This window comes from Streptomyces diacarni, assembly GCF_003323715.1.
Classification (GTDB): domain Bacteria; phylum Actinomycetota; class Actinomycetes; order Streptomycetales; family Streptomycetaceae; genus Streptomyces; species Streptomyces diacarni.
In genome coordinates this window covers 1-23555 of sequence record NZ_QOIN01000068.1, presented here as the reverse complement: position 1 = coordinate 23555, position 23555 = coordinate 1, and the positions used below count along the sequence as shown (strand labels likewise).

16 protein-coding genes are annotated in these 23555 nt (G+C 71.5%); 12 read left to right on the top strand and 4 right to left on the bottom strand.

Translation table 11 applies throughout. The annotated features are described in order from the left end of the window. Positions 1 to 54 precede the first annotated feature (54 nt). Entirely contained in the window at positions 55 to 543 is a 489-nt protein-coding gene (locus tag DTL70_RS30805; protein WP_114025308.1) for a cysteine dioxygenase, read from the bottom strand. An 837-nt stretch (positions 544 to 1380) separates the two neighbouring features. On the opposite strand from DTL70_RS30805, the gene DTL70_RS30800 reads away from it, so the two are divergent. From DTL70_RS30800 to DTL70_RS30790, 3 genes are all read left to right on the top strand, one after another. After that, complete coding sequence (locus DTL70_RS30800) at positions 1381 to 1644, top strand: WhiB family transcriptional regulator (RefSeq protein WP_016910644.1); 264 nt, start codon at positions 1381 to 1383, stop codon at positions 1642 to 1644. Positions 1645 to 2361: 717 nt separating this feature from the next. Further along, positions 2362 to 6300 (top strand): glycosyltransferase family 2 protein, encoded by a 3939-nt coding sequence (locus tag DTL70_RS30795; RefSeq protein ID WP_114025307.1) that lies wholly within the window; start codon positions 2362 to 2364, stop codon positions 6298 to 6300. Continuing rightward, complete coding sequence (locus DTL70_RS30790; protein ID WP_114025306.1) at positions 6297 to 7916, top strand: DUF5719 family protein; 1620 nt, start codon at positions 6297 to 6299, stop codon at positions 7914 to 7916. The genes DTL70_RS30795 and DTL70_RS30790 overlap by 4 nt, the downstream gene beginning before the upstream one ends. Before the next feature lie 133 nt (positions 7917 to 8049). On the opposite strand, the gene DTL70_RS30785 is transcribed toward DTL70_RS30790, so the two are convergent. After that, entirely contained in the window at positions 8050 to 8499 is a 450-nt protein-coding gene (locus DTL70_RS30785; protein WP_114025305.1) for a metallopeptidase family protein, read from the bottom strand. 502 nt (positions 8500 to 9001) lie between these two features. Between DTL70_RS30785 and DTL70_RS30780 the strand changes: the two genes are divergently transcribed. From DTL70_RS30780 to DTL70_RS30755, 6 genes are all read left to right on the top strand, one after another. Further along, positions 9002 to 9400, top strand: a complete 399-nt coding sequence (locus DTL70_RS30780) for a DUF3499 domain-containing protein (protein WP_181861147.1) — start codon at positions 9002 to 9004, stop codon at positions 9398 to 9400. Between the two features lie 85 nt (positions 9401 to 9485). Further along, complete coding sequence (locus DTL70_RS30775; RefSeq protein ID WP_114025303.1) at positions 9486 to 10871, top strand: phosphomannomutase/phosphoglucomutase; 1386 nt, start codon at positions 9486 to 9488, stop codon at positions 10869 to 10871. Positions 10872 to 10974: 103 nt separating this feature from the next. Continuing rightward, on the top strand, positions 10975 to 11148 hold the full coding sequence (locus tag DTL70_RS30770; protein WP_114014170.1) for a Trm112 family protein: 174 nt from the start codon (positions 10975 to 10977) through the stop codon (positions 11146 to 11148). Between the two features lie 345 nt (positions 11149 to 11493). After that, positions 11494 to 12825 (top strand): SIS domain-containing protein, encoded by a 1332-nt coding sequence (locus DTL70_RS30765; protein ID WP_114025302.1) that lies wholly within the window; start codon positions 11494 to 11496, stop codon positions 12823 to 12825. Between the two features lie 75 nt (positions 12826 to 12900). Further along, entirely contained in the window at positions 12901 to 14169 is a 1269-nt protein-coding gene (manA, locus tag DTL70_RS30760; protein ID WP_114025301.1) for a mannose-6-phosphate isomerase, class I, read from the top strand. A gap of 97 nt (positions 14170 to 14266) precedes the next feature. After that, positions 14267 to 15235 (top strand): cation diffusion facilitator family transporter, encoded by a 969-nt coding sequence (locus DTL70_RS30755; protein WP_114025344.1) that lies wholly within the window; start codon positions 14267 to 14269, stop codon positions 15233 to 15235. Between the two features lie 134 nt (positions 15236 to 15369). On the opposite strand, the gene DTL70_RS30750 is transcribed toward DTL70_RS30755, so the two are convergent. Then, positions 15370 to 17751: a fructose-specific PTS transporter subunit EIIC gene (locus DTL70_RS30750; RefSeq protein ID WP_114025300.1), complete on the bottom strand. Its 2382-nt coding sequence runs from the start codon at positions 17749 to 17751 to the stop codon at positions 15370 to 15372. A 739-nt stretch (positions 17752 to 18490) separates the two neighbouring features. Here DTL70_RS30750 and ahcY point away from each other — a divergent pair. Both ahcY and DTL70_RS30740 read left to right on the top strand, forming a co-directional pair. Further along, a complete protein-coding gene (gene ahcY, locus DTL70_RS30745; protein WP_114025299.1) occupies positions 18491 to 19951 on the top strand; it encodes an adenosylhomocysteinase in 1461 nt (486 codons plus the stop codon). Positions 19952 to 20233: 282 nt separating this feature from the next. Beyond that, positions 20234 to 20860: a hypothetical protein gene (locus DTL70_RS30740; protein WP_114025298.1), complete on the top strand. Its 627-nt coding sequence runs from the start codon at positions 20234 to 20236 to the stop codon at positions 20858 to 20860. Between the two features lie 248 nt (positions 20861 to 21108). Here DTL70_RS30740 and DTL70_RS30735 read toward each other — a convergent pair whose 3' ends face one another. After that, positions 21109 to 22113, bottom strand: a complete 1005-nt coding sequence (locus DTL70_RS30735) for an RDD family protein (RefSeq protein WP_114025297.1) — start codon at positions 22111 to 22113, stop codon at positions 21109 to 21111. 95 nt (positions 22114 to 22208) lie between these two features. Here DTL70_RS30735 and DTL70_RS30730 point away from each other — a divergent pair, with 95 nt between their 5' ends. Further along, a complete protein-coding gene (locus DTL70_RS30730; RefSeq protein WP_114025296.1) occupies positions 22209 to 23216 on the top strand; it encodes a stage II sporulation protein M in 1008 nt (335 codons plus the stop codon). The last annotated feature ends 339 nt before the right edge of the window (positions 23217 to 23555 follow it).

Here is a 23555-nt window from a genome sequence, read left to right as displayed (position 1 = left end):
TGGGTGGCATGGCGGGCCGGACCGTCGAAGACCACGGCAGCCCGCACGGGGCCGTCAGGCCGGCGCGCTCCGGGTGACGGCAGGACCGACGGAGCAGTGCCGGGGCATCTCGGTCAGCCCCGGCGCGTAGACGTGCACACTCACGACCGGTTCCAGACCGTCGTTGGTCACCTCGTGCACGTATCCCGGGGCGAAGACCCGCACCGTTCCGGGGGTGAGCACCCGGGTACCGCTGCCGTGCTCGGTCAACTCACCCGCCAGGACGCCGAAGACGCCGAACGAGCGCCCGTGGTCGTGCCGCCCGCTGCCTTGGCCCGGCAGCCAACTGAGCAGCCACACCTCGTAGCCGGGCCCGGTGCGCAGACGGTGGTACCAGCGCAGGGTGGGGTCGTAGCGCACCAGGGGCGCCCAGGAGGCGCGGTCGGCGGCCAGTTCACGGATCACTCCGGCGTACCCCGCGACGGTGCCGGGATGCGCGGGCGCGTGAGGAAGGAGGTGCGGGAGGGCGAGCGGATCGCCCGCGATTTCGATGTCGCTGTTCACGTGCGGCGGTGCCTTCGCAGAGAGCTGGACAGGAAGCTGGGGTGACGCGCCGGAGGGCTGGGTGCTACGGCAGTGGCAGCCGACGCGGAAAGAAAAGTGCGGGAGGGGAGACGCGGGAGGAAACCCTGGCGTGCCGCCCGGCTGGAGCCCTGCTCGTCGGCCGGACAGTGGCCGCGCGGCTCGTCAGCCGGTCGGTGGGTGGGAAGAGACCCGGCCCGAGGTCAGGGCGGAGGGATCAGCGACAGCGCGCCGGACAGTCGCGGGAACAGCGACAGCGGCGGGGCTCCGGGACGTGAGAAGCGACGGGGGAGACGTATGCACCCCCGGCAGGCCGCGGGGCGAGGGCGCCACGGGCCGTGCGGATCTCAGAGGTCGCTGACATGCGTCCAAGGAGAGCGTTCCGAGACACCAGTGTCAACCTGACGCCGCGTTTGTGAGTGAAGTTTCACCGGTTCCGGTCGCTGCGGACGGCGAAAGGTTTGTGCTGCCCTGCACGGGAGATACGGCGCACCAACCGCACTCGGATCGCCGTTGTCCTTCCGTGACCGGAACGTGATCAGGGCCATCCGGGGGTTGGTGCGGAACGTGAAAGCAGGTCATCACGTTCTCCATACAGAAGCCGGACAAATAGGACGGCCTCCGGATGTGAGTGTCATAGTTCATGCTGATTTGAACACTTACGGCGAACGCTTGGTTCCGCCGGGTGAATAACGGGCTCAATAGCAGATCTCGGCTTGACTGCCCCGGATCGGCACACTTGTAATTTCACTCGTGTCGTTCAAGAGGGTTCGATAACGACAGCATCACGGGGTCGCAGAGACGGATCGAGGGGCGCACATGACCGAGCTGTTCCAACAACTGCTGGTCGAAGAGGCGGACGAGGAGCTGGGCTGGCAGGAGCGCGCGCTGTGTGCCCAGACCGACCCGGAGTCGTTCTTCCCCGAGAAGGGCGGTTCAACCCGCGAGGCGAAAAAGGTCTGCCTCGCGTGTGAAGTCCGCTCGGAATGCCTCGAATACGCCCTCGCCAATGACGAACGTTTCGGTATTTGGGGCGGCCTGTCCGAACGGGAACGGCGTCGGCTGAAGAAAGCCGCCATCTGACGGGGCACCGCCCCCGCTGCTCCGCCGCTTGGTCGGCCTGCCGCGCCGACGGCCTGCCGCGCCGACGGCCTGCCGCGCCGACGGCCTGCCGCGTCGGCGGCCCGCCGTACCGACGGTCTGCCGCTAAGCGGAGACCCAATCCAATCGGAGCGCGCGACTCGCACTCCTCGCACCGCCTGCGTCCGGCCTTGCGACCGCGTCCGGCCGTTCTCGCACGCCGTGCCCGGCGTCCGGCCGAGACCGGTGGTGTTCGACCGGGACTTTCAGTGTTCGACCGACGTATCGCGTTGTTCGACCGGCGTACCGGTCGGCTTGTCGACCGGCGCCCGGCTGGGCGTCCGGGCCCGCCCACCCCTCCCGTTTGATCGCCCTCTCGTCCGGCGCCTCGGAGCCTGCCGGAGACCTACTGGCCTGCCTTCTGTCCGACAGCGGCCTTTCGGGCGGCCTCCCGGCCGCCCGTTCGCGCCGCGTTCGGCTGTCCGTATCGGGTGAGCGGAAGCCGCCGTGAGCGCTCTCGGGTCGTGTGAAGCCCCCTCGGGCCAGTTGCACCAAGGCGCCGGACGCACCTGTGGGAGCCGTTAGTGTGGGGCCGTCCGCGACGCACCGCCCTGGCACAGGGGGTGCGTTCACCGCTCCGATTCGCGTCTTCCGGGGGCTTGCAGCCACAGCGCGGCACCGCCGCGAGGCCCCGGCACCCCGGGGAGGGCCCCTACCTCGATGTCCGTGCACAGCCATATGGCGGCCCATTACGAGGCGGCCGCAGCAGGGTTGGCCACCGTGGAGCCGCCCGAGTTCCCCCGGCACGTCGTCACCGCCGTGCTCGTCGCGCACGACGGCAGGCGCTGGCTCCCCGACGCGCTGCGCGGACTGCTGGAGCAGAGCCGCCCGGTGCAGAACATCATTGCTGCCGACACCGGCAGCGCGGACAATTCCGCCGAACTGCTCACCGAGTCACTCGGTGTCGAACGCGTGCTGCACATGGCGCGCCGTACCGGGTTCGGCACCGCGGTCGAGGAGGCCTCCCGTACCGCCCGCAGGCTCACCCCCGAGGACCTGCCGTACCTGAAGCGGCCCAGCGGCTGGGACCCGGTCAACAGGACCTGGCGCGACGACGCCTACGACATGCCGGAGCTGCCCTACGGGGAGCCCGTCGAGTGGCTGTGGCTGCTGCACGACGACTGCGCGCCCGAGGCGGACGCTCTGGCCGAACTGCTGCGCGTCGTCGACGCGGACCCGTCCGCCGGCATCGCGGGACCCAAGCTGCGCAGTTGGTACGACCACAAGCAGCTGCTGGAGGCGGGCGTCTCGCTCGCCAACAGCGGCCGGCGCTGGACGGGCATCGACCGGCGCGAGCAGGACCAGGGCCAGTACGACCAGGTGCGGCCCGTGCTGGCCGTCTCCACGGCGGGCATGCTCATCCGCCGCGACGTCTTCGACCAGTTGGGCGGCTTCGACCGCGCGCTGCCCCTGATGCGGGACGACGTCGACCTGTGCTGGCGTGCGCAGGCCGCGGGGCACCGGGTTCTGGTCGCGCCGGACGCCGTGGTGCGGCACGCCGAGGCGGCCTCGCGGGAGCGCCGTCCGGTCGACTGTGTGGGACGGGCGAGCCGCAGTGGTGCGAGCCCGCATCGCGTCGACAAGGCGGGTGCCGTCTACACGCTGCTCGCCAACACGTCGGGAGCGATGCTCCCGTGGGTGCTGCTGCGGCTGGTTTTCGGCACTCTCGTGCGCACGCTCGCCTATCTGGTCGGCAAGGTGCCAGGGCAGGCGCTGGACGAGATCACGGGACTGTCCGGCACGCTGCTGCGGGCCGGCCGGGTGCTCGGTGCGCGGCGCAGACGGGGCAGGCCCGTGGTGCCGCACAAGGAGTTGCGCCCCTTGTTCCCTCCGCCGGGTGCCACATTGCGCGCCACTCTGGAGCAGGTCACCAGCAACTTCTCAGGCCGCTCCGAGGCGGAGCTGTCCGCCGGAGGGCGGCACGGTGCCGTCGAGTCCGGTCCCTCGGATGACGACGCCGACTTCCTGGAGGTCGAGCAGTTCGCGCGCGTCAAACAGGTCGCGCGCAAGCCGGGGCCGGTCCTCTTCGCCGTCCTGCTGATCGTCTCCCTGGTCGCCTGCCGGTCGCTGCTGGGCGGCGGGGCGCTGGCGGGCGGGGCACTGCTGCCCGTGCCCGACACCGTCTCGGACCTGTGGGCGCGCTATCTGGACGGCTGGCATCCCGTCGGCACGGGCGGTACCGAGTCGGCCCCGCCCTACCTGGCCGTCCTCGCCACGTTCGCCACGCTGCTGTTCGGCAGTACGAGCCTGGCGTTGACCCTGCTGCTCGTGTGCTCCGTGCCGCTGGCCGGACTCACCGCCTACTTCGCTTCCCGTCCGCTGGTCGACTCCCGGCTGGTGCGGGCCTGGGGGAGCGTCGCCTACGCGTTCCTTCCCGCCGCCACCGGCGCCCTCGCGCAGGGGCGCATCGGTACCGCCGTCCTGGCGATCCTGCTGCCCCTGCTGGCGCGGGCCGCCGTCTCGGCCTGCGGGCTGTACGGCAAGGGCGGCTGGCGGTCCGCGTGGGCGTACGCGCTGCTGCTGACCCTCACGACGGCGTTCACTCCCCTGGTGTGGCCGCTGGCTCTGGTGCTGGCCCTCGTCGTGCTCGTGGTGCGTGTACGGCAGGGCGGCTCGCCCGGCATGCGCGCGGCGCGTCTCGGTGTCGCCCTCGTGACGCCGGTGCTACTGCTCGCCCCCTGGTCGCTGTCGCTGCTGACCGACCCCGGCATGTTCCTGAGCGAGGTCGGTCTGGAGTACGGCACCGGTGCCGCCTCCGCCATCGACCTGCTGACGGTCTCGCCGGGCGGCCCCGGCACCACGGACGGGCTCTTCCTCGTCGGCCTGGTGCTCGCCGGGCTGGCCGCACTGCTGCGCGGCGAGCGGCAACTGGCCGTGCGCGCGGCGTGGGCCGTGGCGCTGACAGGGCTGGTATTCGCCGCGCTGTCCAACGGTTCGGCCTGGGCGGGTCCCGCCACCCTCGTGTACGGGATCGGGCTGCTGAGCGCTGCCGCGGTCGGTGCCGAGGGCGCGAAGGAGCGGGTGGCGGCGCAGAGCTTCGGCTGGCGTCAGCCCGTCGCCGCGCTGGTCGCGGCCGCAGCCGTCTTCGCCCCCCTGTGCGCGGCCGTGGGGTGGATGGCCGGCGGCGCCGACGGTCCCCTCTCGCGGCGCGACCCGGTGCAGGTGCCCGCCTTCGTCGCGGAGGAGAGCACGACCAGCGACCAGGCCCGCACCCTCGTCCTCGACCAGCCGGAGGGCGCCGCCGAGGTCGGCTACACCCTGGTGCGGGGCTCCGGCGCCCGCCTCGGGGACGCCGACCTGGCCGCCGTCGGCGGCGACGACGCGCGGCTGGACGACGTGGTCTCCCACCTCGTCGCGGGGTCCGGTGCCGACCAGACGAGCCAACTGGGCGGCTATGCCGTGCGCTACGTCCTGCTGCGCGACGGCACCGCACGCCAGGTCAGCCGCACGCTGGACGCGACCCCGGGTCTCACCCGCCTCAGCCAGGAGGACGGCAGCGCACTGTGGCGCGTCGACCGGCAGGTCTCGCGGGTCTCGATCGTCCCGGGCGACGAGAAGAGCGGCGCAGGCGGCGCGGTGACCGCACCGGTCGCCGTGGCGTCAGGACCCGTCGAGTCGCACGCGACCCTGCCGACCGGGCCCTCCGGGCGCGTGCTGCGGCTCGCCGACGAGGCGGACAGCGGATGGCAGGCGAGCCTGGACGGCAGTCCGCTCAAGGGCACCACGGTCGACGGCTGGGCACAGGGCTTCGAACTGCCCACCGAAGGCGGCAAGCTGACCCTCACGTACGAGACTCCCTTCACCCACACGGTGTGGGTGTGGACCCAGGGGTTCCTCCTCCTGGTCGTCCTCGTCCTCGCCCTGCCGGGCCGCAGGCGCGAGGTGGACGACGACCTGCCGGACGCCCCGCCCGCGCCCGACCCCGCGGTCGGAGACGGTCGCAGAGCCCGCCGGCTGCGAGCGGCCGCCGAAGCGGCCGCAGCCGCACCGGGCGCCTCGGAGGACCCGTCGGTCTCCGAGACCGACGGCGGCGCCGAGCCGCACGGCCTGCCCGAGCAGCCCGCCCACGAGCCGTACGGCCAGGAGCAGCCTTACGTGCCGCAGCAGCCCGGGCACCACCCCGGGCCCCCGTACGACCCCGCGGCCGGGACGGGGTACGCCGAGCAGGCCCCTTACGAGCAGCAGTCCTACGAGCAGCAGTCCTTCGAGCAGCCTGCCTACGGGTACGACGCCTACGGGCAGCCGGTCTACGGCCAGGTCCCGCACCAACAGCAGTACGCCCAGCCGCCCTACGACCAGCAGTCCTACGCTCAGCAGTCCTACGATCAGCCGCCGTACGGCCGGCAGTCCCACGGTTCGCAGCCGTACGGGGAGCAGTCCTACGACCAGCAGGGCGGCTACGACAGCTGGCAGGCACAGCAGTACGCGGCACAGGGCGGCGCCGAAGCCTACGGCTACCAGCCGGGCCAGGGGACGGGATACGAAGGGGCGCAGGGCCACGAGGGCGCGCCCGGTTACGACGGTACCCCCGGCTACGGCGGGCCGGCGGCGCACGACGGCTACGACAACAGGTACGGCAACGGGAGCGAGCAGCAGTGAACCGCACAGTCCTCAGCTTCGGCGGCACCGTCGTCGCGCTGGCTGCCGTGACCGGTCTGGCCACCCTCTGGGCACCCGAGGAGGCGGCGGAGAACGGGGACAGCGCCAAGCCGGCCGCGTACAAGCCCGTGGAGCGCTCCACGCTGGTGTGCCCCCGGCCGACCACGTCCGACGTCGCGGAGACCTCCTACACGGCGTTCACGCCCAAGGGCGGCCCGGGCAAGAAGGGCAGCGCGGCCCTCTACCCCGCCGAACTCGCCGACACCGAGGCCCCCGCTGACCCGGGATCGAGCAGCAAGGGCGACGAGGACAGCAAGGACAGCAAGGACGACAAGGACAGCAAGGGAGACAAGAAAGAAGACAAGGGCGGCAAGGACGACGGGAAGGGCGACGGCAAGAAGGAGGGGAAGCCCTTCCTCCCTCTCAGCAGCCCCGGCACGCCGGTCACCGAGGAGATCAGCGATGCCAAGGCGCCCGCGCTCACCGGCACGGCGGACGGTCCGTTCGCGCCAGGTTGGACGGTGCAGCAGACGACGAGCATCAGCGCGGGCGCGGGACGCGGGCTCTTGGGAACCTCGTGCTCGGCCCCGGACACCACGTTCTGGTTCCCCGGCGCCAGCACCGCCGAGGACCGGCAGGACTACGTGCACCTGACCAACCCGGACAGCACCAGTGCGGTCGTCGATCTGGACCTGTACGGCAAGGAGGGCAAAATCAAGACCGGCGGCGGCGCGGGGGAGGGCATCACCGTCCCGCCGCGCTCCACGGTGCCCGTCCTGCTGTCCACGCTGACCCCCGAGCCGGTCACCAATGTGACGCTGCACGTCACCGCACGGTCCGGCCGGGTGGGCGCACAGGTGCAGGCGTCCGACCGGAAGTTGGGCGGTGACTGGCTCCCTCCCGCCGCCACCCCGAGCCCCGGCGCCGTCCTCCCCGGCATCCCCAAGGACGCCACCTCCGTGCGGCTCGCCGTCTTCGCCCCGGGTGGCCACGACGCCGACCTGACGGTGAAGCTGGCCGGCCGTTCCGGTCTGATCAGCCCGGCGGGGCACGAGCGGCTGCACGTGAAGGCGGGCATGGTGACCACGGTCGACCTCAAGGACCTCACACAGGGCGAGGCGGGCTCCCTGGTGCTCTCCCCGGCGGAGGGCGAGGCCGAGGCGCCCGGGATCGTCGCAGCGGCCCGCGTGCTGCGCGGCAAGGGAGACAAGCAGGAGTCGGCGTTCGTTCCGGCGACGCAGCCCGTGCACAAGCGCGCGACGGCCGCGGACAACAGCGAGAAGGGCTCCACGCTGTCGCTGACCGCCCCGAAGGGCGAGGCGAAGGTCCGGGTGACCGCGTCGGCCGGCAGCGGCGGTGGCAGCCCGAAGAGCACCACCGTGACCGTGAAGGCGCACACCACCACAGCCGTCACCCCGCCGCGCCCGTCCGGGGGCAAGGGCACCTACGCGGTGACGGTGGAGCGCCTGACGGGAGGGCCGCTGTACGCCTCCCGAATGCTGGAGCGCGAGCAGGCGGGACTGCCCGCCTTCACGCTCCAGGCGTTGCCGGACGACGGGAGCACGGTCGCGGTCCCCGGGTCGGCACAGGACCTGTCGGTGCTGAACGACGACTGAGGTTCCGGGCGGGTCCGGAGATCGGCTGCCCGTCCGGTCGGCTGCCCGTACAGGCGGCTGTCCGTCCGGTCGGCTGTCCGTCCGGGCCCGCGGTGCGTCCCTCCGGCGCGCTGACGGGCTCCCGCGGGCCGGCTCAGTCCTGGCCGTAACGGGGGTCGACCGACTCGGGGGCGAGGCCCAGCAGTTCGGCCACCTGCTCCACCACGACCTCGTGCACGAGGAGGGCGCGCTCGTCCCTGGTGCGGCTGCGGATCTCCACCGGACGCCGGAAGACGATCACGCGGTCCGGCTGGCTGCCGCCTCCCTCGGCGACCCGTCCGAGCGGTACGGCGTCGTCTTCCTCGCGCACCTCTCCGTTGTCCGAGCGGGGCACCTCCTGGACGGCGAACTCGACACCGGCCAGCTGGGGCCAGTGCCGCTCCAGACGGGCCACCGAATCGCGCACCAGGTCGTCGAACGCCTCGGCGCGGCTGACGGCGAGCGGTACTTGCGGCGGCGCGATGGGGCCGCGCATGCCACGGCCGTGGCGGTCTCGGCTGTGCGGCCGGGCAGTGGTCCTGCGCGGCGGTACGGGGCTGTCCATCACCCCTGAGCGTAGCCCGCCGCGCACGTCGCGCGGGGGGCCACCGGCGCGCCGGGAGCCCCGTCGTCGGGCGGCTGCCAGGTCCGCGCCCACGCGGCCACCTCATACGGGTCACCGCTCGGCGCTCGGCGCGCGGTCGACGGTCGCCCTGCGGTGCCCTGGCGGGCCGCTTGCGGGTCCCTTGCGATCATCCGGCTGCGGCTCGCCGGTGATCCGGTCGACGCCTTGTCCGCGTGGGTGGAACGGTGCCTCCCTTCCTCCCTTCTGCCCTGATGAGTTCCTCTTTCGGCCGAACGCCGAGTGTGAAATGACCGTAACCAGGTGAATTGCGCCCCTTTCCGGATCCTGGTACGCCCCGGCGGCAGGGGGCGAGGGGGCTTCGGGCCCTTCCTGCGGGCTCTTTCAGCAGATCAGGCGTTTCCGGCGAACACGGACGACACGGCAGGGTGACGTCGGGGAGAGTCGTCGCGGCCCGCTCAAGAGTGCGGTACGGTCCAACGTCGTGAGCCCTGTACGTCGATGTTCGCGCACCGCTTGCGGTCGTCCCGCCGTCGCGACGCTCACGTACGTCTACGCGGACTCCACCGCCGTCCTGGGGCCGCTGGCCACCTACGCCGAGCCCCACTGCTACGACCTGTGCGCCGAGCACTCCGAACGGCTCACCGCGCCCCGCGGCTGGGAGGTCGTACGGCTCGCTGTCGACACCGCTGCGGCCCGGCCCAGCAGTGACGACCTCGAAGCTCTTGCCAACGCCGTGCGTGAGGCCGCCCGTACGCCGCGCCCCGACCCCCGTGACCCGTCACCGAGGGAAGGGCTGCGGGGCGCCGACGGGCGGGACGCCGACCCGATGGAGGTCGCCCGGCGCGGCCATCTGAGGGTCCTTCGGTCCCCGGAACCGTAGGTCACCCGTGCTGCCGCGCTGCGGCTGTCACACCCACGGGTAGATTTGTGCCCGTTGCCGACCGACAACCCAGGAAGGGCTGGCCGTGGCTGATCTGTCTCAGATCGTGAAGGCGTACGACGTGCGCGGTGTGGTGCCGGACCAGTGGGACGAGGAGACCGCCGAACTGTTCGGCGCCGCCTTCGTCCGCGTCACCGAGGCCCCCGCCATCGTCGTCGGGCACGATATGCGGCCCTCCTCCCCGGGCCTCGCGCGTGCGTTCGCACAAGGCGCGGCCTCCCAGGGCGCCGACGTCACCGAGATCGGCCTGTGCTCCACCGACCAGCTGTACTTCGCCAGCGGCCAACTGGACAAGGCCGGCGCCATGTTCACCGCCAGCCACAACCCGGCCCAGTACAACGGCATCAAGATGTGCCGCCGCGGCGCCGCGCCGGTCGGCGAGGACACGGGGCTGGCACAGATCCGCTCCCTGGTCGAGCGGTGGCTGGACGCGGGCGGCGCACCGACGGGCGACACCCCCCAAGGCGCCATCGGCCAGCGGGACATGCTGGAGGACTACGCGGCCTACCTGCGCTCCCTGGTCGACCTGTCGGGCATCCGTCCCCTGAAGGTCGTCGTCGACGCCGGCAACGGCATGGGCGGCCACACCGTGCCCACCGTGCTGGCCGAGCTGCCGGTCGAACTGGACGCGATGTACTTCCAGCTGGACGGCACCTTCCCCAACCACGAGGCCAACCCGCTCGATCCGAAGAACATCGTCGATCTGCGGCACCGGGTGCTCCAGACCGGGGCCGACATCGGCCTGGCCTTCGACGGCGACGCCGACCGCTGCTTCGTCGTGGACGAGCGGGGCGAGCCCGTCCCGCCGTCCGCGATCACCGCGCTGGTGGCCTCCCGCGAGCTGGCCAAGGCTCCGGGCGCCACAGTGATCCACAACCTGATCACCTCCCGGGCGGTCCCCGAGGTCGTCAGGGAGAGCGGCGGCGCACCCGTGCGCACCCGCGTCGGCCACTCGTTCATCAAGGCGGAGATGGCTCGCACCGGTGCCATCTTCGGTGGCGAGCACTCGGCCCACTACTACTTCCGCGACTTCTGGAACGCCGACACCGGCATGCTCGCCGCCCTGCACGTCCTGGCCGCACTCGGCGGGCAGGAGGGAACGCTCTCCCAACTCGTCGCCCGCTACGACCGCTACCCCTCCTCCGGAGAGATCAACAGCACCGTCGAGGACCAGTTCAACCGCACCAACGCGGTAAAGGCCGTCTTCGCGGGCAGCGAGGGCGTCACCATCGACGAGCTGGACGGGCTGTCCGTCACAGGCGTCAACTGGTGGTTCAACCTCCGCCCGTCCAACACGGAACCGCTGCTCCGTCTGAACGTGGAAGCCTGCGACACGGAGACGGTCGAACGCATCAGGGACGAGGTGCTGGCCATCGTGCGGGCGGAGACCGAACGGGACGCCCAGGCCTGACGGCGCCCCTGGCCCCGTCCCCCGCCCGCGGCGGTACCCTGACGGCACAGCCAGCACAACACAGTCGGCACACCGCCGCCGCGCCCCGCACCTGGAGGAACACATGCCGCTCGAAGCCGGACTCCTGGAGATCCTCGCCTGTCCGGCGTGTCACGCGCCGCTGCGTGAGGAGGGCGACGAGCTGCAGTGCACCCAGGGTGCGGAGTGCGGCCTGGTGTATCCGGTGCGTGACGGGATTCCGGTCCTCCTGGTGGACGAGGCCCGCCGCCCCGCCTGACCCGCAGGCGCCGCTGTCGGACGGTGCCCGCCGGGAGCCCCGTCAAACGACTCTCCCGGACGCTCTGCCGGAGCCTTGTCAGGGTGTCTCTTCGGGACGGCCTCTCCGGCGCCCTTCCGGACGTCCCTCGGGGCGCAGAACCGTTGCGGGAACATCGCGCCCGGGGCCACCGGAGGACGGCACCGGCCGCCATGAGGAACCCGCCGGCCGGGCCGAAGGCCCCACCGGCCGTGCCGGTGAGATCACCGGCCGCACCAACGGACCCCTCGGCCGTGCCACCGGGCCCTGGGCCGCGCCCAAGGAACCACCGGAAAGCAACCGGAAGCCGATCGGAGGCTACGGAAGATGCTCGACGAGACGCTCCTCGACGCACCCGAGGCGCTGGCCCGCGCCGACGTCCGCGGTCTGCTGCGCGGGGTGGCGGAAGCCGGGGCACGCGTCCGTACGGGGGTGCGGCACGCCACCGAGGCGGGCCTGGAGAAGCTCCGCCCGGAGGGCCGTCCCCGCGCGCTCCTGGTCGCCGGCCCCGGGCCTGCTACCGCGTGCGTCGCCGACCTGCTCGGTGCCCTCACAGGAGGCTCCGTACCCGTCACGCGGTTGCGCCCCTCCGGCGCGCACACGTCCGCCGGAGCACTGCGCTGGTCGCTGCCCGGGTGGGCGGGCCCTGTGGACCTTCTGCTGCTCGTCACGCCTGACGGGACGGAACCCGGTCTGACAGCGCTGCTCGAACAGGCCTACCGACGGGGCTGTGCCGTCGTCGCCGTCACGCCGGAGGGCGCCCCGCTGACCGACGCACTGGGCGAGACCCGCGGGTTCGCCGTGCCGCCGGCGCCCGGACCGTACGAGATCTACGCCTCCCCCGACATGCCAGGACGCCCCGTTACCGAGGACACGGACGACCGGTCCCGTGACGCCTCCACCGCAGGCGCGGCGGAACAGGCAGACGGCGAGAGGACCGCAGCGGGAGCCAGCGGCGAGAGTGCCACCGTGGGGGCAGGCGGAAGCGCCGCCCGGCGCGGACACGGCACCCCTGCGGGCGAGGCGGGACGGCCCGTCGGCGCACCCGGAACCTTCTGGGCACTCCTCGCACCGCTGCTGCTGCTCACCGACCGGCTCGGGCTGACCGAGAGCGGCTCCTCCGCACTCGGTGCGCTGGCCGACCGGCTCGACGAGGTCGCCGAGCGCTGCGGTCCCGCCATCGCCCCCTACAGCAACCCGGGCAAGACGCTGGCCGTCGAACTGGCCGGTGCGCTCCCGCTGATGTGGAGCGAGGGCGGTATCGCGGGCGCCGCGGCCCGCCACTGGACGCAGGCCTTCACGGCGCTGCCGGGCAGGCCTGCGCTCCCCGCCGAACTGCCCGAGGCCATGACCGTGCACGGGGCACTGCTGGCAGGCCCGTACGCCTCGGGCCCGGGAGAGGACGACTTCTTCCGCGACCGTGTGGAGGAGCCCGAAACCCTGCGCCCACGCGTCGTACTGCTGCGGGAGGCGCCCCCGGGCGTCGACTCCGCCACCGTCGCGGCCCGCGACCTGGCCTACGCGCACGACACACCGCTCAGCGAACTGGAGCCTGCCGAGGGCAGCAGCCCCCTCCAGGCGGCGGCCGAACTGATCGCCACCGCCGATTTCTGCGCCGTTTACCTCGCGCTCGCCGACACCGACTCCCCTTGGGCGTGAACCGGCCCGGCACCACGCCGTGCCGGTGCGGCGGTACGCCCTTCCAGCCACTGCACGAGTAGGAACGCACACCTCATGGATCGTCTGGAGAACACCGTCAGGCCGTACGCCTGGGGCTCCACCACCGCCCTGCCCGCACTGTTCGGCGAGGCCCCCACCGGGGAGCCCCAGGCCGAGCTGTGGATGGGCGCCCACCCGGGCGCGCCCTCCCGCGTCGCGCGGGGAGCGGGACCGCAGCCGCTGTCCGAGGTGATCGCGGCACAACCGGAGCGCGAACTGGGTGCGCGGACAGTGGAGACGTACGGTCGCCGGCTGCCGTTCCTGCTCAAGCTCCTCGCGGCGGACGCCCCTCTCTCCCTCCAGGTGCACCCCGACAGCGCCCAGGCGGCGGCGGGCCACGCCGACGAGGAGGAGCGCGGAGTGCCTCTGGACGCGCCGCACCGCAACTACAAGGACGCCCACCACAAACCCGAGCTGATCTGCGCACTCACCCCTTTCGAAGGACTGTGCGGCTTCCGACACCCGCATCAGGCGGCGGGACTGCTGGAGAGCCTCGGCGTCGACGGCCTCAAGCCGTACGCCGACATCCTGCGCGCCCACCCGGAGACCGACGCGCTGCGCGAGGTCCTCACCGCCCTGCTGACGGCCGACAAGGACGAGATGGCCGCCACGGTCGCCGCGGCCGCCGAGGCGGCGGCAGGAAGCGCCGAGCACGCCGTCTACGCGGACATCGCCCGGCACTACCCAGGCGATCCGGGCGTCCTCGCCGCCATGCTCCTCAACCACGTGGTCCTGCGCCCGGGGGAGGCACTTTTCCTCGGAGCGGGTGTCCCGCACGCCTACCTCAGCGGACTCGGCGTCGAGATCATGGCCAACTCCGACAACGTGCTGCGCTGCGGCCTGACGCCCAAGCACGTGGACGTGGACGAGCTGCTGCGCATCGTCCGCTTCGAACCGACGGACCCCGGCGTGCTGCGTCCCGAGGCGGACGAGAACACGGGCGAAGAGGTCTACGAAACCCCCGCGGGCGAATTCAGGCTCTCCCGCTTCGTCCTCGTACCAGGAGCCGTCCCGCACGCACTGCACGCGCCCGCCGCCCAGATCCTGCTGTGCACGGAGGGGACGGCGGTGCTGCATGGCACCGAAGGCGCGGGCTCGGACGAGAGTACGGACTCCGGTGAGGGTGCGGGCTCCGGCGGCGGCGCGCCGGCGGGCGGCGCCGACGGGTCCCACGGCGAAGCCGAACTGACCCTCACTCCGGGACGTTCCGCCTACGTGCCCGCCGGGGAGGAGGTACGGATCTCGGGTGACGGTACGCTCTTCCGCGCCACGGTGGCCGTCTGACAGACGCGCCTCGGTGGCCGCCTACATGAGCGGCCGCACCGCAGGAGGAGCTGTCCGTGCGGACGGCCGCATCCGCAGCAGGAAGGACCCGGAAGACGTGAGTGCATCAGGCGGAACGAAAGCGATCGTCGCCGCGCTGGGCGCCAACCTGGCCATCGCCGTCGCCAAGTTCGTGGCGGCGGCCTTCAGCGGCTCTGCCTCGATGCTCGCGGAGGGCGTCCACTCGGTCGCCGACTCGGGCAACCAGGCGCTCCTCCTGCTCGGCGGCAAGAAGGCCAAGAAGGAGGCCAGCGAGGAGCACCCCTTCGGCTACGGCCGCGAGCGGTACATCTACGGCTTCCTGGTCTCCATCGTCCTGTTCACCGTCGGTGGCGTTTTCGCGCTCTACGAGGGCTACGAAAAGGTCGCGCACCCACACGATGTCGAGCACTGGTACTGGCCGGTGGGCGTCCTGCTCTTCGCCATCATCGCGGAATCGTTCTCCTTCCGCACCGCCATCAAGGAGTCCAACCAGCTCCGAGGGAAGCTCAGCTGGAGCCAGTTCGTACGGCGCGCCAAGGCACCCGAACTGCCCGTCGTCCTGCTGGAGGACTTCGGCGCCCTCATCGGCCTCGTCCTCGCCCTCGGCGGCGTCGGCCTCGCGCTGCTGACCGGCAACGGCGTGTGGGACGGCGTCGGCACCATGTGCATCGGTGCGCTCCTCGTCGTCATCGCGCTGGTACTGGCCGTGGAGACCAAATCGCTGCTGCTGGGCGAGTCCGCTGACCCCGCCGAACGCGAGAAGATCCGCGCGGCCGTCGTCGACGGAGACACCGTCACCCGCGTCATCCACATGCGCACCCTGCACCTCGGCCCCGAAGAGCTTCTGGTCGCCGCCAAGGTCGCCGTGCAGCACGACGACACGGCCGTCGAGGTCGCTCACGCCATCGACGCGGCCGAACAGCGCATCCGCGAGGCCGTACCCATCGCCCGTGTCATCTACCTGGAGCCGGACATCTACCGCGCCACGGGTACGGAGCTGACCACGGCGACCGAACCGTCCGACGCCGGGAGCCCGGGCGCCTGAGACTCCTCCAGGAGCCCGCCCAGGGCCGGACGCGACCCGAGGGCCCGCTCCGCACACGCGGAGCGGGCCTCGTCGCCTCTCAAGGGGGTTCACGGGCTCACGGCGTCATGAGCCCATGAGCTCTTCGGCCGGGATCACCCGATCTCGGCGAGTGTCCGCAACACGGCCTCCTTGTCGGGCGCCGCCGACAACCGCTCCCGGAAGGCCGGATCCATCAACGCGCGGGACAGCAACGCGAGAATCCGCAGGTGCTCGTCGCCCGCCGCCTCCTCCGGCACGGCGATCATGAAAACGAGCCGTGCCTTCGACCCGTCGAATGAGCCCCATTCGACTCCCTCCGTCGACCGCGCGAACCCGACGACCGGCGCGGACACCGCCTCCGTCTTGGCATGCGGAATGGCGATCTCCTCACCCAGCCCCGTCGTGCCCTGCTCCTCCCGGGCGAGAACCGCCCGCACCAGCGCCTCACCGTCGACGACCTTGCCGCTGCGTCCCAACAGCGCCGCCATCTCCCGGATACCGTCCTCCTTCTCCCCGGCGGCCAACTGCTCCGCGACGGTCGACGCGGTCAGATAACCGGAGAGCACCTGCGGCTGCGAACCGCGCCCGTCGGGGCCCGGCAGCCCCGAAGTCCCTTGCTGCCGCGCACCGGAGACCTGGGTCCCGACGCTGCCTACTGGCGCGGGCGCGCTCTCCCCGGAGGGCGCGTTTTCCTCGGTGGGCACGCTCTCGTCGGTGGACGCGCTCTCTTCCCGGGAGTCCGCGTCGGGCGCTTCCGCTTCGGCCGGCTCCGTACGGTCGGTGGACTCCGACCCATCGGTGAGCTCCGACCCCCCGGTGGGCTCCGGACCGTCGGCGGACCCGGCGCGCTCTGCCGGGGTGGAGCGCTCGACCTCGGCGCTCCGCCCCTCGCGGCGGGCGCCGAGCGCCGCCAGACCGACCGTCGTGGCCGTCGTCACGGCCGCACCGACGACGATGGCCAGGAAGAACATCGTGATGCCGTCGACCGCGCCGAGCACGGCCACGATGGGCCCGCCGTGCGGCACGCTGTCACCGACCGACGCCAGACCGGCGACACCGCCCGCCACGGCGCCACCGAGCATGTTGGCCGGGATGACCCGGGCGGGCCGCGCGGCCGCGAACGGAATGGCTCCCTCCGTGATGCCGAAGAAGCCCATGAACAGGGCGGCCAGACCGGTCTCCCGCTCCTGATCCGAGTACAGCTTGCGCCGCACCAGGGTTGCCAGACCCTGGCCCAGCGGCGGCACCGGGATGGCCACCGCACACATGCCCATCACTTCGGGGCTCTTGGAGACCAGGCCGGTGCCGAAGAGGAACGCCGTCTTGTTGACGGGACCGCCCATGTCGAACGCGATCATCAGTCCGAGCACCACGCCCAGCAGCGCGGCGCTGGTGCCGGTCATGCTGCCGAGGAAGTCGGTGAGGTTCTCGAAGACCCACGAGATCGGCTTACCGATGACGTAGATGAAGAACAGTCCGAGCGCCGACGTCGACACGATCGGGATCACGATGATCGGCATGATCGGCCGGACGAAGCGCGAGACCGGCACGAGTTTGATCCAGCGCACCAGGTAGCCGGCGAGGAACCCGGTCACGATCGCTCCGATGAAGCCCGCGCCCGACTCGGAGTCGTACAGCTCACCCGTGTTGGCGATCCAGCCTCCGATCATCCCGGGTACCAGCGCAGGACGGTCCGCGATCGCGTAGGCGATGTAGCCGGAGAGGATCGGCACCATCAGCGTGAACCCGATGGTGCCGATGTCGTTGAGGTGCTTCCAGAAGCTGCCGTCCGGAATCACCAGCCCGCCATCGGCCTGCGGGTGGCCGCCGAGAGCGAGCGACACGGCGATCAGCAGCCCGCCGACGACGACGAACGGGATCATGTACGACACGCCGTTCATCAGCGCTTTGTAGCCGACGCTGCGCTCCCGGCTCTTCGCTCCGGCGGGCCCCGGCGCCGCCCCTGCGGACCCGGAGCCGTGGGGACCCCCACGACCGCCACCGGCACCCGAGCCCGGACCCGAACCCGTGCCACCGCGCCCGTGCCCGCTGCCGTCGCGGCCGGCTGGGCCGCCGCCCTCGCCCTCTTGGGCGCCGCCCTCCCCGGCGGTGGCGGCGACGGGTATCCCTTCTTGGTGCACAGGGGCGTGGCGTACGCGGTCGATGAGGCCGTCCGGGTCGCTGACGCCGTCCGCCACCCCGGCGAGCAGCACCCGCTTGCCGGCGAACCGACTGAGGTCCACGTCCTTGTCGGCGGCGACGATGATGCCGTCGGCGGAGTTGACATCGTTGTCGGACAGTACGTTCTCAGCCCCGATGGAGCCCTGTGTCTCCACCTTCATGGTGATCCCACGGGCTTCGGCCGCTTTGGTCAGTTTTTCCGCCGCCATGTACGTGTGCGCGATACCGGTGGGACACGCGGTCACGGCCAGCAGTTTCCGCCCCGGCTCGGACGGCGGCGACGCTCCGTCGCGTGGATCGACAGGACTGGTCACGTGGAACTCCTAGATCAGCCGGTATGTGGAGGGTGGTTCTTACGCCGTAGCAGTCGCAGTTACGGCCGCGACCGGAACGCTCCCAGCTCGCGCGGCCTCGGCCCAGCCGCTCATCTCCGCAGCCCGGTCGCACGCTCTGCCCCGAGCCGAGCCCCACGCCCGGCCGCGTCCCGCCGCACTCACGAGGCGTCACGCAGGACCACGAGGCGCCCCGGGGCCACGGGCCGACAGCCGCGCCGCGGTCGCGCGCGCGGCGGTCCGGACGAGCCGCGGACGCGTACGCGCGTACGCCGGACGTGCCGTAGCGCAGACGCTCTCACGTTGCCGGCGCCCGAATGATGCTCGAACAGCGCCCGAACAGCGCCCGGACGGTGCTCGACGGCCGACGCGGTCGCACCCGCGGTCGCACAGGTCGCAGAGTGCACAGAACCAGCCGGACCGACAAGAACGCAAGCGGCCGAAAACCGACCCCGAGCCGTACTTGCTGTCGACGGCGCCGATCCGGTCCCCTGGACAGGCGGTGTAAATTCGTAGGGTCAGACGTCGCTGCTGATGGCGGTCGGGAGAGCCCGCACGCGGGCCACCGAGGGAGAGAGGGCCTCCGACGGACTGAGCTGCGAGCAGGGGACGAGTGTGTCCGGTGACGACAGCGCGCACCGCGCCGTCGGCGCCACCGCCGTCCCGCGCCGCAGCACGGACCAGTCAGCCCCATATCTCGACATCGAGGAGCAGCTCGCACATGACGACGACCTCCACGACCGGCCAGGACTTCAAGGTCGCGGACCTCTCGCTGGCCTCTTTCGGCCGCAAGGAGATCACGCTGGCCGAGCATGAGATGCCCGGCCTGATGGCGATCCGCAGGGAGTACGCGGCGGACAAGCCGCTCGCCGGCGCCCGCGTCACCGGCTCCCTGCACATGACCGTACAGACGGCCGTGCTCATCGAAACCCTCGTCGCCCTCGGCGCGGAGGTCCGCTGGGCCTCCTGCAACATCTTCTCCACCCAGGACCACGCGGCCGCCGCGATCGCCGTCGGCCCCGAGGGCACCGCGGACAACCCGCAGGGCATCCCGGTCTTCGCCTGGAAGGGCGAGACCCTGGAGGAGTACTGGTGGTGCACCGAGCAGGCCCTCACCTGGCCGAACACGCCCACCGGCGGCCCGAACATGATCCTCGACGACGGTGGTGACGCCACCCTCCTCGTGCACAAGGGCGTCGAGTACGAGAAGGCCGGCGCGGCCCCCTCCGTCGACACCGCGGAGAACGACGAGCACCGCGTCATCCTGCAGCTTCTCAACCGGACCCTGTCCGAGAACGCGCAGAAGTGGACGCAGCTCGCCTCCGAGATCCGCGGCGTCACCGAGGAGACCACCACCGGTGTCCACCGCCTCTACGAGATGCAGCAGGCCGGCTCGCTGCTCTTCCCGGCGATCAACGTCAACGACTCCGTCACGAAGTCGAAGTTCGACAACAAGTACGGCTGCCGCCACTCCCTCGTCGACGGCATCAACCGCGCCACCGACGTCCTCATCGGCGGCAAGGTCGCTCTCGTGTGCGGTTACGGCGACGTCGGCAAGGGCTGCGCCGAGTCCCTGCGAGGCCAGGGTGCCCGGGTCCTGATCACCGAGGTCGACCCGATCTGCGCCCTGCAGGCGGCGATGGACGGCTACCAGGTGGTGACCCTGGACGACGCGGTCGAGACCGCCGACATCTTCGTCACCACCACGGGCAACAAGGACATCATCATGGCCTCGGACATGGCCAAGATGAAGCACCAGGCCATCGTCGGCAACATCGGCCACTTCGACAACGAGATCGACATGGCCGGTCTCGCCGCCATCGACGGCATCGTCAAGGACGAGGTCAAGCCGCAGGTCCACACCTGGACCTGGCCGGACGGCAAGATCCTCATCGTCCTGTCCGAGGGCCGGCTGCTGAATCTGGGCAACGCCACGGGACACCCGTCCTTCGTGATGTCCAACAGCTTCGCGAACCAGACGATCGCCCAGATCGAGCTGTTCACCAAGCCCGAGTCGTACCCGACCGACGTCTACGTCCTGCCCAAGCACCTCGACGAGAAGGTCGCGCGTCTCCACCTCGACGCGCTCGGCGTCAAGCTGACCACGCTCCGCCCGGAGCAGGCCGCCTACATCGGCGTCCCGGTCGAGGGCCCGTACAAGCCGGACCACTACCGCTACTGACCCGACCCACCGGCCTGGCACGGTGTGCCGGGCCAGGCCGGTGCCGGCATCCGGCGCCCCGCCGCACCTCGGTGCGGCGGGGCGCAGCGGGTTTCCAGGCCCGTGTTCGGGAAGGGCGCCCCTGAGTGCTCCGGAGTCGGAGAGGTGTCAGGGGTGGCCGCGGGAAAGGCCGAGGCGAAGCCGCCTACCCTGGGCGAGCGAGGAGGCACCCGGGTGTCGGCCCTCCTCCACGTCACCGGGCGAAGAACCGCCCCGTCACCGCACCGACCCTGGAAACCGCCCATGCCCCGCGGCTGCTATTCGCTCCACGATCCGCACGACCACTCCTTTCTCGGCGAAGAACACTTCCACTGCGCCACCGGCCCCTCCGGCTGGCGCTACGTCTCGCAACGCACCAGCCCCACCGGCGAGCACGCGGGCTCTGTCGACCTCACCCTCGACGAACTCGGCCGTCCCCTCCGCCTCGAACTGCACGCGGCCGGCTGGCAGGTCCGCGGAGCGGCACTGGACGGCGTCACCTGGGTGCGCTCCGACCCGGCCGGTGAGCGAGCCCAAGAGGGCAACGCCGCCGCGCACTCCTTCACCGGGGCTTCCCCCGCATTCCTCATCGCGACGTCCCGACTGCTGCGGCCGGCCCCCGGCGACCGGGCCACCCGCGTACGTCTCGTCGCGTTCACACCCCCCGTCCTCGCACCTCGCACTCTCGACCAGTCCTGGGCACTGGAGAACAGCGAAGCACACGCCACTGACAACGCCCCCCTCATCGTGGAGAACTACCAGGTCAACGACCTGGAGACAGGGGAGCAGCACGCCGTGCACCTCGCCGGTGACGTGGTGCTCGCGGCGCCCGGCATCGAGCTGGAGGACCTCGAATCGCCGCCGTCCACCTTCCCGGCGCCACCGTCTTAGACGTACGCGGTGCCATCGCCGTGGACGTATGCGGTGCCATCGCCGTGGACGGCACGTGGCGGTGACACCGTGGCGGACGCGTGTGGGGCCGCCCCAGGCGCGGGGCCGCCTCAGCGGAAGATCCTCGCGGCACCGCGAACCGGTGAACCGCGAGCACGAAGTTGAAGGGATCGAAGGCGCGGACGCGTCCGCGGACGTGCACCGCGGGCTCCGGCTGAGGTGGCAGGCGCCTCTCGCCGGGGTCCCGGCTACGTGGGCGGGACGAACCCGGTGCCCCGACGCGTCGTCGGCCCTTCACCGTGGTCGGTCGAGGGCGCATCCGTGCTGCCGCGTCGGTGGTCCGAGCCGTCCGCGCGCGACGCACTGTCCGAACCGTCCACAGGGTTCGAGGCGTGCACGTGGCCGGGGCTGTCCACCTGAGAAGACCGCGGAGCGACCGGGCCGTCCGAGGAAGCGGGGAGCCGCGAGGCCGCCGCACCCCCAGCGGCCGCACGCGTGCCGGACGGCGGGGGGAAGGACCGTTCTTCCTCTCGTCGACGGCGCTCGGCCACCACGCCGGCCAGATAGACAGCGGCCGACATCCCCTGCGGAGCCGGCGCACCGGTCCAAGCAGTGACGTCGTCCGCCAGCCGCTCGGACAGCGAACGGCTCACGGCGGGATCCAGCTGGGCGGCCCGCATCAGGTACTGCCGTACAGAGAGCCACAGCGGATCCGGTACCCGCGACAGGTCGAGCGCAGCGAACTCCCCGGCGAGCCACGCCGGTGGAGGCGGCACGGACACACCCTTTGGTACAGGCACCCGTTCGCGCACCACCAGCGTTCCCCCGAAGACGTCGCCGAGACGCCGTCCCCGTACGGACACAAGGGAGGCCGTACAGGCGACGAGACCGAACAGCAACTGGATCTCCACCACACCGATCGCCCCACGCACCAGCGCGTGCCGGAAGCGGATCGGCCCACCGTCTTCCCGTACGACCCGGAGGCCGGCGGCGAGCTTCCCCACGGACCGGCCATGCGTCAGCGTCTCGACGGCGATCGGCACCCCGACCAGGATCAGCAGAAAAAGCGCCACCTGTACGGCCGCGAAAGCCGCCGCGTCGAGTGACGCCGTGGCCACGGACAAAGCCAGCGTCAGCGCCAGATAGATGACCCATGCCAGCAGCAGGTCCAGACAGACGGCCAGTGCTCTGCTCGGCAGCCGGGCAGAGCGCAACCCCAGCACGACCGCGTCCCCCGTGATCAACTCACTCACCGCGCACCACCCTCGCTCCCTCCGCGCCGCGTGTGACCCGTGCCGCCCAGTCTCCCAGTACGACGATCCACCTGGCGTTCTGCCAAGCTCTCCTCATGGACCTGGATGTGTTCGTCTCGGCCCACCATGCCGACTGGGAACGCCTGGACGAGCTGCTGCGCCGTCACCGCCGCCTGACCGGCCCGGAGACGGATGAACTCGTCACGCTCTACCAGCGTGCCGCCACGCACCTCTCGCAGATCCGGTCGAGTGCGCCGGACCCCGCCGTCACCGACCGGCTCACCCAGCTCGTGGCCCGAGCCAGGAGCGCGGTCACAGGAGCACGCACGGCCGGCTGGCGCGACGCCGCACACTTCTTCGCCGCGGGTTTTCCCGCAGCGGTCTACAGGTCCCGCAACTGGTGGGTGCCGACCGCCCTGCTGTCCACCGTTCTCGCCGCCCTCATCGCCTGGTGGATCGGCACCCACCCGGAAGTGCGCGCCACCATCGGCGCCCCGGACCAGCTGCGCGAGATGACGCGTCCGGGTGGCCAGTACGAGACGTACTACTCTAGCCACCCGGCGACATCCTTCGCCGCGCAGGTCTGGACGAACAACGCCCAGGCCGCCGCCATCTGTCTCGTCTTCGGCGCGCTCCTCGGGCTGCCGGTGCTCTGGGTCCTCTTCCAGAACGTCGTCAACCTCGGCGTCGGACTGGGTCTCATGGGTTCCGCCGACCGTCTCGACACGTTCCTCGGACTTCTCCTCCCGCATGGCCTGCTGGAGCTGACGGCGGTCTTCGTGGCCGCAGGCACGGGGCTCCGTCTCGGATGGACGGTGATCGATCCGGGTCCACGAAGCCGCGGGACCGCACTGGCGCAGGAGGGCCGTTCGGCCCTCGGCATGGCTATCGGCCTCGCCGCCGTACTCCTCGTCTCGGGGCTGATCGAAGCCTTCGTCACTCCGTCGGGGCTTCCCACGTGGGCGCGCGTCCTGATCGGCGTGCTCGCCGAACTCGCCTTCCTCGGCTACGTGTACGTGGTGGGCCGTCGAGCGGCGAGGAGCGGCGAGACGGGCGACATCGCGGCATCGGACCGCCCGGCGGAGCTGCCGACTGCCGCGTGATGTGCGTGGGACACCGGGGACCTGCTACTGTCCTGTCCGCCCCGGAAAAGCCGTTGCAGCGGCCCACTGTGGGCACTAGATTCGAACGGTTGCCCAGAGTTGGACAGACTCGGCAGCAACAGTTAGATTCTTCCTCGCCTCGAACCGAGAAATCCGGTCCCGGAATTCTTGTGGGAGAAGCACTCCGAAACCCCGGTCAGAATCCATCTGATAGAGTCGGAGACACCGAAAGGGCAAACGTCCGGAGAAACCCGTGAGACGGTTTTGAAGGAAGCGTCCGTTCCTTGAGAACTCAACAGCGTGCCAAAAGTCAACGCCAGATATGTTGATACCCCGACC